General features: G+C 44.2%; 8 protein-coding genes. 1 reads left to right on the top strand and 7 read right to left on the bottom strand.

Features of this window, described 5'->3' with window-relative positions:
* Positions 1-40: 40 nt before the first annotated feature.
* The 3 genes from HRR27_RS02370 to HRR27_RS02360 all read right to left on the bottom strand — a co-directional run bounded on the left by HRR27_RS02370 (position 41) and on the right by HRR27_RS02360 (position 3,241).
* A complete protein-coding gene (locus HRR27_RS02370) occupies positions 41-1,090 on the bottom strand; it encodes a YqaJ viral recombinase family nuclease (RefSeq protein WP_173270369.1) in 1,050 nt (349 codons plus the stop codon).
* Positions 1,091-1,181: 91 nt separating this feature from the next.
* Positions 1,182-1,517: a hypothetical protein gene (locus tag HRR27_RS02365; protein WP_173270366.1), complete on the bottom strand. Its 336-nt coding sequence runs from the start codon at positions 1,515-1,517 to the stop codon at positions 1,182-1,184.
* A 101-nt stretch (positions 1,518-1,618) separates the two neighbouring features.
* Positions 1,619-3,241, bottom strand: a complete 1,623-nt coding sequence (locus HRR27_RS02360) for a YagK/YfjJ domain-containing protein (protein WP_173270363.1) — start codon at positions 3,239-3,241, stop codon at positions 1,619-1,621.
* Between the two features lie 551 nt (positions 3,242-3,792).
* Here HRR27_RS02360 and HRR27_RS02355 point away from each other — a divergent pair.
* The gene (locus tag HRR27_RS02355) at positions 3,793-5,109 is read left to right on the top strand and encodes a hypothetical protein (RefSeq protein WP_173270359.1); all 1,317 of its coding nucleotides are present in this window, start codon (positions 3,793-3,795) and stop codon (positions 5,107-5,109) included.
* A gap of 16 nt (positions 5,110-5,125) precedes the next feature.
* Here the strand turns inward: HRR27_RS02355 and HRR27_RS02350 are convergent, their stop codons facing one another.
* The 4 genes from HRR27_RS02350 to HRR27_RS02335 all read right to left on the bottom strand — a co-directional run bounded on the left by HRR27_RS02350 (position 5,126) and on the right by HRR27_RS02335 (position 13,282).
* A complete protein-coding gene (locus HRR27_RS02350; RefSeq protein WP_173270354.1) occupies positions 5,126-5,707 on the bottom strand; it encodes a hypothetical protein in 582 nt (193 codons plus the stop codon).
* A 114-nt stretch (positions 5,708-5,821) separates the two neighbouring features.
* Complete coding sequence (locus tag HRR27_RS02345) at positions 5,822-6,895, bottom strand: transposase (RefSeq protein ID WP_173270351.1); 1,074 nt, start codon at positions 6,893-6,895, stop codon at positions 5,822-5,824.
* A 32-nt stretch (positions 6,896-6,927) separates the two neighbouring features.
* Positions 6,928-7,218, bottom strand: coding sequence for a transposase (locus HRR27_RS02340; protein WP_173270348.1), 291 nt, complete (start codon positions 7,216-7,218; stop codon positions 6,928-6,930).
* 253 nt (positions 7,219-7,471) lie between these two features.
* Positions 7,472-13,282 carry a DUF4214 domain-containing protein gene (locus HRR27_RS02335; RefSeq protein WP_173270344.1) on the bottom strand — a complete coding sequence of 1,937 codons (5,811 nt, stop codon included), beginning with the start codon at positions 13,280-13,282 and terminating at the stop codon, positions 7,472-7,474.
* Between the last annotated feature and the right edge of the window lie 89 nt (positions 13,283-13,371).

Below are 13,371 nucleotides of genomic sequence, written 5' to 3'. Positions count from 1 at the left end.
GCTTAAACAAGAGTGGATTGAAAAGTGAATGGGTGGTGTTTTAGTCAGGCTTGACCAAAAAGCGACGGCTACCCATTTTGGGGATTTGATACTCAGCGTATAAATCAGGGTGATCTTCTTTAAACGCTTTGCTATCAAAGGCGGTCGAGGGTTTTGAGCATTTCCAACTAATGCGACCACTCTCAAATTGTGCTTGTTCCGCATCACCAAGGGTTTGTTGCAGCTGGTGTTTGAGCAGCGCTTCCTTATCACTCAAAATAGCGAGCTGTTCACGCACGTAGAGCAACTCTTCAAATTGCGTATTGGCTGACTTATTCTCGGTGAGGTTGAGGGTTTGGCTGGTATTTTGAGGATACAGCTGACGCAACGCTCGTTCAGAAGACGCACTGGCATCTGCAGGCGGTGGAATGTCCTCCGTCACACGGTGCCAAAAGGCTTGTTCCAATGCAATCAAATTGCTGATCAAGTCTTCATCTCGTTCAATACGGTGAATCTGCAGTTCCTGTCCAGCAATTAAGACTGCCACATCTGCGGCTTCAAAGCCAGTCACCGCAAGTTGGTGTTGCACTTGCAGCTGGACATATTCCGGCACGCCCTCAGACCAATGCTTTGCGCCATAAGCCCCCGTGGTTTTGCACTCCAATAAGGGCACTTCACCGCCTTGGACTTCCCGATCTAAATTCGCCAGCATCCAAGGATAATCTGCGTGCTGTAAAATCGCATTCACCCGACGGACTTTGGAGCCTGTGCGTTTGGCGTAGTGCTCTGCAACAATCGGTTCTAATACCGTGCCCCACAGTAATGGACTGTCTTCGTTGTCACTGGGCTGACTTGGTTCAATGCGTCCGGTTTTCTCCATCCAGAGTTCAAGTTGCGATTTAAAAGGGTTCAGCCCACAAGCGGCTGCGGCATCACTGGCTCCAATGCCGAGTCCACGATATTTAAGCCAAAGGTGTTTATCCAGCTGGTTGGTCGCAATCATGCGATAGGCTTGAGCGAATTTTCGTTGCGTGTCCGCAATCGGTAAATCTTGCGTGGAAGATGTGACAGGTTGGTTTTGTGGGTGTTGTCGTAACTCTGCGTGTGCCATAAAGATTCTCCTTCTGTGAGATAAATTAGGCATAAAAAAAGCCCGATACGCCTGAGCGTACCGAGCTGATAAATGATTAAATTGTGTAGGACTAGATTGGGTGATGCGGGTTAAAGCAATACTGACAGTCTTGACAAGTACAGCTGTTCAAGACCTCTTGATCGATTTTATTGCCAATATTCGCACCTGCCGTTCCTAATGCCGTTGCGCCAACTAACGCGCCAATAATTGCACCACTGAGCGTGCCAATCGCCATACCTGGCGGCCCTGCAATCATGCCAACCGTTCGACCAACTGTCGCCCCTGTGAGTGCGCCATTAAAGCCTGCTGTCACACCACCGGCGATACCAATTGAGGTGGCGATATTTCGTGCCGTATGGGCCTGTTTAATGCGTGCTGAACCGCATTGAGGACAAATCACTGTCATAAAGTTCTCCTTGAAAATAGAACGCAAGCTCTCGCTTGCTCATTACAGTGATATAGGTCTGAATTTCAATGGAATCGAACATGACTGACTCATACAGTTTTCTAAAGCAAATCCCCCCACCCTTGTTGCATTTTCTGTTGATTTTTCTGAGAAACTACCTCTTGGGAGATCTTCCGTTCAGGCAATTCAATGGGGCGACAGTATAAAGTTGAACTTCTTGAACATCCTGCGACAGAGGATGCCAAGGTGTAAAGCATCTGCTGGGCGTGCCATTTCTTTTGTGCACTCTCAGGTCGGTTCGCAGTGAACAGCAATTCTTCATACAATGAGAGATCGAGTTTGGCTTGCGATTTTGCATTGGAAAATCTGAACTGATAACACTCATTGAAAAAATCATACAATTGACCATCTATCTGTTTAAGCAAATCCTGATACATCGATTGGTTTAAGATCACCACAAGATGAATCGAACAGGCTTCGTCTTCATTAAGATGCCATTTCGCCACGGCAAGAAAACGCCTAGATTGCTTCTCAGAGCGAGGTAGTGTATTGGGTATCAGAGACTTCTCACACTCATCTAAAAAGGCTTCAATCGGCTTATAATGAGGCATTTGATCTCGATACCTCGACAAGGGGTTAAAACGCATTCGAATCAAAGCCAATGGCATCCCTCGTTCAAACACACGTTCTGAATACGCCTTAATTTGTTCCAGTTCATTGCCGACATAAGGCTGCCAATCGGTTCTCAACACCACCCCATCAAAGTCAGAGTCATAATGAAATTGCCTACTAGGGTCTCCGAACAAATACAAAGGTTGCCCTTGGGGATTCGTGGAATGATCTGGAAACGTCATCCGCTTGTCAGGTGTGACGGTTGCCTGAAATGGCTGCATACCCAATTGATAATGCTTTGTGTGCGCTTTACACAGGTAAGAGGTGACATAAATCAGCTCTTTAACGGTTTGATGCCTTTCAGAAGGGTCTGTTGCAAAAATACGCCGCACAGGTGTGATGAATCGAACAAGCTGTTGCTCATAGACGTCCATCATCGCATCGGTATTTGGGATATTGGAATGCCAATCGTCTGGAGGGTATCTCAGGCTAGCGTTATGCACACCAAATAAGGCACTCGCCCAAGCACTTCGAATCAACGTACTCAGAAGCTCAGGGTTTACCATTGCCCTCTCACGCTTATCGCCCAAATCATGAAAGACCTGCCCGTTGAGCAGAAACAACACATGGATGTGTACGCCATGATTACGACCACCGATTTCCACTGCTCGACAAAACTCAAGCCAGTGCTTGTGCCTGACTCCCTTTTTTTTACGTCTTTGATTGAGGCTTTTGAGCTTACTCTTAAAGGATTCGATAAATCGTGTGAAATAGTCTTTAGAATACCCCTCATGCCCTGCCTCTTCAGGCGGTGGACATTGATTTAACCTCTGCGCCATACTCCAGTTTTTTGGAAACCGTAAATCAAACCTGAGCGCAAAGACTTTGGAATGCGTTTGGCTCGTATGCTCTACCAGATGAATTAAACGGTCTATATAATCAGCGACAAGTGGACCATGATCCGTCTGCACGGCATACTCTCTGACCTGGTTGCCATATAGGAGTTTGAGTTTTCGATTCTCAGGATGATTCACCGGCTCCGAACGATAATTTTTAGGATAGGACTTCTTGGACTTCGATTGGTCTGTTCGGGGTAGCTCAGTGCGCATCATCTTCTACGATTACCTAATCTTTGGTGAATAGAACGACTTAGCCGAATCGTCATAATGATCGCAGCTTTCGTTAAACGAAGCTGCTCATGACACCTGCTTGAGACTCACTAACCGAACGATATGAAATCTCGATGGCGTTCAATGCCAAAACAATCAAGATCCATAGAGAGGCCCGAAATGTATCGTAGGTATAGGTCAGGTTATATTAGTAAAAAACCTAACACCGCTTCGCTGCATAACCGCATTCAAATAAACCAAGTCTATTGGAAGAATTTTAATCGATTGGCTCAGATTGTCACATGAAATTCACTCGGATTAAAATGCCAACATCTGGCAGCGACATTGACTATAATGAACAACATCAAGAGCGCCTTTCGCACGCCCTTTTACCCTAATATTTGGGTTCACAAAAAGCAAGTCAATTAACCCAAGGCGTTTGTGTAGAGTTGTCGAAAATTTAAGCATTTTTACTTAAAAAGAACCATCTTTAGCAAAATAAAGAACCATCTTTAAAAAATGACAATCCGCTCAAATAAGGTGAAATCTTTAAAATGTCTTTGCTGATTCCGAAAAAACTGCCTCCTTTCTCACCGACATACACACCCCAATCAACTTGGAAGTTTTGCCTGCCGACAGACTCCACAGCTTGGCTCGAACTGCCAGATGAAGACTCATTCGAAACGAGAATACTCATGCTGGCTAGACTTGAAAATGACCTGATTTCGCTGGTGGATATGGAGGCTGAAAAAACGGATATTGACAACCCCGAAATTTGTCCAGCTTTACAAATTAAAAAATGGTTGAAGATTTTTCAGCAAACGGTCGCCATCAAAAATCGTTACGCCTGCTCCTGGCATTTATCCCCTTATCTCGAAACCGTCGCAGAAAAAATACGCAATCAGATTGGCAGCTTATCTCCCTATCTCCAGAGCGAAAATAAAATTGGGGAGTCGCATGTTAAAGTTCCAGATCAGACCGTTGAGATAATTCTTCACCTCATTCAGACACTGAGAAGCCGCCAGCCTAAAAAACTGAAAAACGATGAATCGTCTTCCGAACTCAAGGCATTTCGTATTCTCAAAAGTAATCAAAATCGCAGCATAAACAAAGTACGAAAATCACTCATTGAATACCTTAATCACACTCTGAATACCCACGCTGAGTTGCAAGTCATTCATTTACGCTTATCGGTTACAAACATCCGGCAGGAGAGCTCTCGCTTTCATCAAGACTTTAAAAGATTTATCGACGAGCTCAATCAATCGAATTACCACCTAAAAAAAGGGATTAAAGCCTACTTCTGGGCGATCTTGCCAACAGGAGAGCTCGATGTCACGCTTTTCGTTGACCTAAAAGCCATGAACGACTCGTATCAAGTGGTCTGTTCTAAAATAGGGAAACTCTGGATGGATTATCTAACTAAGAAATACGATTTAACTTGTGAAGACGGACTCACTAAGAAAAGCAATTTAAAAAAGATTAAATTACAGCCAACCCAAGCCATTTATGATCCAAGATTTGAAGATAAACCGCTCACATCTCACGGTGATACATTTAAGGCGTTGATTGAGCACATCACCTTGATCACTGGCTATCCCTATTATCTTCAGTTCAAGAATCGTTCACGTAAAAACAACCAACCAAATGACCCAAAAATCCAACGAAGCAAGTATTTTGGTAGAGGTGCAATTAGCAAGCACTGCCACTCTACCGACTTGAATCAAGAAATGTCCATCATGAAACAAACACAACTAGAAACCGCTTCAAAGCTCATTAAAGCATTCAACCTTCCTGTTGAAGAGGTTGCTCAAACACTCGACTTGCCCTTGCCAATCCTCCAAAACGCATTGCTAAATTCAGACAAATAAAAATTGTGTTAGGTTTCTATTGCTCAAAAAACTCTTTAAGCGCTAAGTAGTCACTGAAATGGGTTAATTTTTCTGCGTTGTTCGGGCTGTTGTCAGTACTTGTCTTCACAGGATTGGCTTCAAGCGTTTTTATCGCTTGTTGGTAAAGGTTATATTGTTTTTCTTCTGAAAGTGGCTCAGTGGCAGGATTTGGCTCATATTCGGATTTAAACGCCATTTCCACTTCATGGGTCAACTCGCCATCTGTATCAAGATACTCAGAATAGTCCCCTGCCAATTCTCGAAGTGCTTTGTAATCCTGTTTAAGCATATCTCGAAAAGCATACATAATGTCGTAAAAAGCACCCTCACGCTCTGGATGATTATCCAAACCCGACTCATACAAATCGACAAACTGTTCTTGTGCTTGCAATAATTCAGGAGTCATTGGCATTTTGGTAGTGTGCCAATGATCATAAACCGAGTGGAGAGCACGGTTATCATCCAACTTAAAGTCTTTATCTATATAAGCGGCAAGTATCACCATACCGTCATTGACGGCACGGTGATAGCGTTTAAGAAGCGTTAAAGCAAGGGCTTTGGATGAAAGTCTGGACATGGCATAAAGAATTTGTGAATTGGCTAAAGTATAGCAAAACTCAGTCAATCATGGCTTTCGTTAGCGCATCAAACTTAAAGAGAACAACTTAGCCAATGCATTTATCTACAGGATTCAAGCAAACACTTTTCTCGCCACTTGATTGCCTTTATTGAAGGCTTGATGGTGGCTGTGCTGATGCTGGGTAAGGTCGATTGGGTTGCCAATGGCGACTCCAAAAGAGTGTAAAAAGGTGCCTGCTCGCATTGAATCCACCAGTTCTTCATTCAAATTCAGCTGATCCATTAATTTTGGGCGTTTTAGATCAATATGCCCGGTTTTACGTGGATGCACCGCACGGCCAAGATAATCCACAAACTCAAAATAATCCTCTTCCGCAAAGGCAATCGTTGGGCGTGAATGCGGTTTGTGTTCAGTGGGGTCAAATGCCATGAGATTGGCTTTTGGGAGCTTGAGTAAACGCTCTAGAAACAGCTGTGAGCCTTTGGTGAGTTGCTCAAAAGTTTTAGATTGGATAATTGGGTCAACGGTTGGTGGTTGAACGCCCATACGAGACTGTAGACGACGTTGAATCGAGGTAAAATCAGAGTGAATCAGGTCTTCTGCCATATTGGCTCTGACTGGGTTTAAATCCACATAGGCAAGCACCGATAAAATCGCCTGCTCATCCAGTAGCATCTGACTTTTGAAGCGCCCTTCCCAAAAATGCCCTTTAACGCCATCCTCTTTATTCGCAAGACGAGCAATGGACTCATTCAGCACGCGCATATACCAAGACAGATCATGCAAACGCGCACGATATTCTTCCGCCAACTCGGCAATATCCGCCAATAGATAAGGGTCTTGAGTGTTAGGGTTGGACAAATACATCTGCAAACGGGGTGGTGGATTAAACAGCTGAGTCCAGCGATCTAAAACCTCTTGATCCGACCAATTCAACGCACGTTCTTGATCGACTCGAATCACCAAATGATAATGATTGCTCATCACTGCAAAGCCACCAATATCGACGGCAAAGACCGAAGCCAATTTAAGCATCAGCTCTTCAATCCAGACTTTTCGATGTTCGTAATTTTGACCGGAAAGATGATCCACACCGGCTAGGAAAGCACGACGCACACAGCGGTTGACCAAATGATACCAAGGGGTTTCGGAAAGAATGATTTGTTGTTGACGGGCACGAGTCATAAATCACCTCTTAAGTTGAGGATTTCATAACTTCAGTATGCGCTTAGGAATTGAGAAAGGCAAGAGAAAAATGGGTGTCCTTTTTCTTCAACTCGAATCACCAAATGATAATGATTGCTCATCACTGCAAAGCCACCAATATCGACGGCAAAGACCGAAGCCAATTTAAGCATCAGCTCTTCAATCCAGACTTTTCGATGTTCGTAATTTTGACCGGAAAGATGATCCACACCGGCTAGGAAAGCACGACGCACACAGCGGTTGACCAAATGATACCAAGGGGTTTCGGAAAGAACGATTTGTTGTTGACGGGCACGAGTCATAAATCACCTCTTAAGTTGAGGATTTCATAACTTCAGTATGCGCTTAGGAATTGAGAAAGGCAAGAGAAAAATGGGTGTCCTTTTTCAACGGGAGAAATCTCCACGGCGGTTATTAGATCTCTCACGTTCGTTCGAGATGACATAAAAACAAAATCCACTTAGAAAAAACCCCCAATCTGAAGATTGAGGGTTTATTTGCGTTAACCGCACGCCACCTTGCGATGACGTTTGGCATCTCTAGTTAGACTAGGGATTAAGCGAAGTTTGCACCAACAAATACATTGTCAGTTGCATTCACAACACCGATCAACTCGATTGTATCGAATGCACCAGCTACACCACCAGTTTCTTCAAGCTGATAGATACCAGCCGATCCGTTACCAGTGTAAGCCACAACAGTGATTAACGCATTACCAGCTGCACCGGTTACTGTCTCAGCATTCAACCAAGCTAGTACGTTCGCAGTGTTAGAAAGAACACCGTTTTGGAACTGAGTTGCATCGACTTCAATGATTGAACCGTCTGCAACCGCTGTCGCACCACCTGCGAAGTTGTTGTAGAACAATCCATCAGAGCTACCAGTAGTCAATACGTCATCCGAACCGAAGTTCGTGATAGTGACCGCTGAATCATCACCGTCATCAACAGTTGCGTTGTTAGTGATAATTACAGTGTTTGCACCTATACCTAGATTCACAGTTTGAAGATCACGATCGGCATCAGCAGCGTCAAATGTGATGCTGTTTGTACCATCAGCTAATGTGAAGGTTTCAATTGCAGCGTCTGCCGAAGTAATCGTACCTGCATCAGTCAGAGTCACTGCATCAGCAGCACCAGCAGCAGTAATACCGTTTGTAGTGAAGTCATTCAACTGAGCAACGGTCATTGTGATACCACCAGTAAGATCTAATAGACCTCCAGTTGCATTTCCTGCCGCACCACCGTCACTTACACCTGTGATATTCGCACCATCGGTTGCTTCAATAGTATCAGTTGCATCAATAACATATTCACCAGTTACTGTGTTACCACCAATGATAATTGTATCTGCGGAAGCATCATCAGAATCAATGTTTACATCAGTTTGTCCAGCATTAACTGTAATGCTGTTGGCTTCATCATCAATAATATATGCCTCAACACCAACACGGGCGGTTACTGCACCAGCAGTGTCAACATCTAATGTTTGGCCATTTGCTGTATTAATAACACTTGAGTAAGCTTCATGTTGCTCTTGTGTTAGCGTCACAGTCAAGAACTCGTTATTCAAGTCAAGAGCCACATCTGAATCATCAGAGTTTAGTACACCAGAAATATCTACCGTAGTTCCAACACCACTGTTTGTAACACGAATCACATCACCAGTTTCAGCAATTTCATCATTAAGGTCTGATGTAAATGCACCAAGGGCACCGTCAAATACTACTGTAGTATTTGTACTACCTTCTGAAGTGATATTTTGACCCGTTGCTGAAAGTGTAAATACGAAACTAGAATCAGTACCAAGACCGTCGATTTCATAATTTTCAACATCAGCATCTGCAGTCACTGCATCAACACCACCACGATCATCAAAGATAATCGTCTCAACACCTGCAGCTTGTGTGATTTCAGTATGCTGTGCTGCAGTCATTGTTACAGTTGCATTATCAGCAACAGTAATAGACTCAGCCGTAGTAGCTGCACCATCGTTAATATTAGTGATGTCTGCACCGTCTGTTACAGTGATGATATCTGCACCATTTGCTAGATCGTATTCAGCACCAGAAGCTACAGTTGCGCCACCTACAACTACTGTTACCGCAGCACCTGCAGCACCGTTGATGTCTACATCTAGGTTGTTAGCGATTGCAATCACTCCGCCTGCATTCAACGTATACTCTTCAATATCTGCGTCTACAGCTAAATTCGTTGCCGCAGTAGTGATTGTCAGGTTGTTAGTCGTAACAACTGTGTCAGTAATGACAACAGCATCATACTGAGCATCTGTCATGGTTGCATCACCGTTAACATTGATGGTTTCACCATTACCTGATGCAATTGTTGCATTTGCAGCAATATTTGTTCCATCAGCAAGGTTAATGATGTCGCCAGCAGCTTCACCAGTAATTGTTCCAGAGAAAGTACCAGAAATAGAAACTGTATCGTTACCGCCAGCAGAGATGTCAACATTTTGCGTTGTTGAGGCAACAGTAAAGTTGTCTGCAGCAGTGCTTAGCAATGCATAGTTTTCAACTGCTGCATCACCTGTCATGGTAACAGCATCAGTAATGTTGATGGTTTGCACACCAAACAGTGATGCATTTGCAGGTGTAACATAGGCAGTGTGTTGAGCACTTGTCATAGTTACGTTTGAACCACCTTCGAAAGCAGCTGAACTGAATGTTGCAACGCCTGCACCAGAGATATCAGTCGTACCACCAACAGTCAGTGTATCAATCGCAGAAGGAACTGGAGAGATTGCAGCAAAAGTCGTAACACCTGAATCTACGCCATCAACAAAGATGGTCGCACCAAGGATGTCGTTGTTCATTTCAAATGCACGTGGAACGGCTGCTGCAGTCACGTGGAGAAGGTTTCCAGCAGCATCAACATCATAATAAACATCACCGTTTACAACGTCACCTGCTTCGATTGCAGAAACACCATCAAGGTTGATACGTAGATCGTCGTTATTCAAAGTACCATCACGGTTGATGTCAACCCATAGGATTTGATCATCTGTTTGGAAAACGTAAGCGATTTCACCGGCCGGTACATTGTTTACCGCAGACTGAGCATCTGCAAAGTTCGCAGCATTCATGCTTGAACCTGCTACCAATACATTACCTGCTAGCATGTCTGTATCTAGAACGATACGATCGCTGCCTGATACAAATCCAGTCACAGTATCGATTTCTGTTCGCGTACCGTTAGAGTCTGCTACATAACCGTAAGTGATGTCGTTGTCGCCTTCAGACGCGTCGATTTGGTCTGCACCTGCGCCACCATAGATAGTGTTCACACCACCTGTTTGGTTACCACCTGCGTTAATGATGTCATTGTTCGCAGAACCGAAGATCATGTCATCACCCGCACCAGTGTTGATGGTAATGATGTTTGCACCAGAAATATCTGTTGCATCGATAACTAAATCATCCGCTACCGTTTCTGCATTCACAGTGAACGCATCAACTGGCGTTGTGTTGTTATCAAACAACTCGTCACCAATACGAACTAGTGTCGTCTGTCCAAGATCGTTTGTTCCGTTTTCATCAACGATGTTTAGCGTTTCTAGATTAGTTACCCCAGCAGTGTCTGCAATACCATTCTCTGTAATGATGTTTAATACGTCACCTGCATCGTCACCGAAGTCTAGGTTATCATTCGCATCTAGGTTACCTGCATCGATGTTTACAGTAATGTTTGCTGAAGATAGATCTGCTGCAACGATATCGTTACCACCACCTAGATTGATGGTTAGTTCACGATCAAACCCTTCACCGATGTTGATGTCATCGTTACCATTACCTTCTGCATTGATTGTGCCGAAGTCAACTTTTGAATCTGCGATTTCGTTGATTGTAACGACGTTGTCACCTGCAGCCAGTGTTAGTTCTTCAACTGACGTGAAGCCGTTAAAGATTTCATCACTTAGTACTGCACCAGCCGTTAGCATTTGAACCGTATCGTTGTCCGCACCACCATCAATCATGTCTGCAGAAGTGATACCTTCAAGTGTTGCGTCCGCGTTGTATGTGAAGTAGAACGTATCATCACCGGCATTACCGTAAAGCTTATCAACACCTTCTAGTTGAGCCGCATCTGTTCCATCACCCGCAAAGATCATGTCGTTGCCGTCACCACCTTCGATGGTATCGTCACCTGCACCACCTACGATTATGTCGTCACCGGCATTACCGTGAAGTGTGTCAACACCTGCGTTACCGATGATGTTATCGTCTTGGTCAGTCCCTTTAACCGTGGTATCGAAACCGTTTGTGACTGTGAATACGTTGAAGTCATTATTGATGCCATCATTACGATCAGTCGTTGTTACTAGAGTTGAAGCGTCTAAGGTTGCACCATCACCTTCTGCACCGAAGTTTGCAGTCATTTGATCTGCATCACCTAGTAGGTTCAAAGTCGCACCCGCATCAACTTGTGACGCGCCTAGCATGTAGTTTTCATCTGCAGCATTAACCGTTAGGTTAGTTGTTGTAAAGACATCAGAATCAAACGAACCAATCATATCTGCAACAAGATCCGCATCGTTGTGCGTCACGTTTAGCGTGGTTTCACCAGCGGCGGCAGTGAAAGACATCGTTGTAACTTGGTCAACTGCGATTTGGTAGTCATCCGCTGCTGTTGCATTGGTAACAGTCACCGTACCAGAGATGTCAGTATCTTGAACGTTGTTTGTAGCACCTAGACCATCTGTACGCGTATCGTCGAAGATGAACGTTGAGAAGTCAGACGTGATCAGACCACGATCTAGAGTGATGTTCTCACCAGCAATAGCTGTATCGTCAGTATTTTGTGACCATACATCGATTACCAACTCTTCAGTATTCACTGTGTTGTTGATTGCATCAAGAACGTCAGTATCTAAACCGTTGCCATCTAGATCAGTGGCTGCATCAGTGTCGTTGAAGTGGATTTCTAGACGGTCAGTACCACCGGCACCATCCATCATGTCATTTGCATCAAAACCAGTTGAAGATAGAACCACTAGGTCACCTGCCTCTTGCATGGTGATGTCGTTGTCACCTTGACCGATAACTAATGTGTTTGCACCCATTGCACCATCGTAGTTAATACCTAGGTTGTTGCCAAGAAGGTTAGTTTCTAGAGTTCCCTCTAACATTGATGCATCAAATGTTGTGATGTCTTGAGTCAAAGAACCCGTTAGATCCGCTACAGTTACATCTGCATTACCCATCATGTTGATGGTGTCTAGGTTGTTTGTACCGTTTAGACCGAAGAAACCAGTGTTCGCTGCGTTGTCGATTGTGTAGGTATCGTTGTCTAGTTCGATGTTTAGCGTATCGATTGCATCAGCTTCTGTTGCTGTTGTGAAAGTGATGCTTGAACCATTTGCTTGGTCAAACATTACATCTGCTTCGTTGTCAGCATCGTTGTTGTTGAAGTAACCAACAGACATGTCAGATGCAGTGTTGAAGAATTTGAAATCTGCATCGTCAACAAGGCTCTGAATCACAATATTACCAACAGATTGGTAGTTCATTGCTTCTTCAACACCCGTTGTGTTAGTGAAGTCAATGGTTAGATCTTCTAGTGCTTGAAGCTCAACGTTTTCAACGTTTTGCATTTTCGGGAAAAGGGTTGTAGCTGTAGCATCACGGTCTTCAACAACACGGATTGTGTCCGTACCGTCACCACCGTCGATAGAATCCGTAGAACCTAGAGTGTGAGCACCACCGCCTTGAACAGAACCTGCATAGAACTGATCATCACCAACAGTTGTTTGTGAGTTTTCTTGCTGTGAAGTTGGAGTGAAGTCATCCGCACCTTCAGTCAACGTAAAAGTTTGTCCGATAGCATCTACACCATCAATCACTGCTTTCGCAGCGTCAATAGACGCTGGATCTGCAGTTACGTTGTCTAGCGCCTGGATTGCAAGCGCAACGTCATTTGAACCTACGTCAATTGCGAAGTAAGTCCCTACTGCAACTTTGTTATCAAACAGCGCTTTATCTGCTTCTGAACCTGGGTTAGATAGAGATTTAAACATCTCAACAACGGTTTCACCACGTGAGTTGATGCCATCATTCATCGCACCTGCCCAGAATGCCAGTCCTTCAGCATCTGGTTCACGGTTAAATACGTTTTGGTAAACTTTGGTTACGAACTGTTCGTTAGTTAATGCGTCTGAGTAATTCGCATTCACTTCAGGGATAGTTTGGTCATTAAAAATCGCGTTTGAAACATCCGTTACCGTTGGGTTAACACCATCAGTAATTGATTTCGCCCAGAAGTCTAAACCGTCTGCATCCGGCGCGCGGTCAAACGCGGCAATATAGACGCTGATTAGTTCTGCTTGTTGTTGTGTCGTTAAAGCCATTCGATAATCTCCTATTGAGTGGACTTATTTTTGCTTCGACTTTTGTAGGAAACTTTACAAAGTACCTGCCAAAAGACGCGAGTGAGTAA

Source organism: Thiosulfatimonas sediminis (genome assembly GCF_011398355.1).
Lineage (GTDB): Bacteria > Pseudomonadota > Gammaproteobacteria > Thiomicrospirales > Thiomicrospiraceae > Thiomicrorhabdus > Thiomicrorhabdus sediminis_A.
The sequence above is the reverse complement of the archived record's forward strand: the minus strand, read 5'-3'. Positions and strand labels throughout refer to the sequence as shown.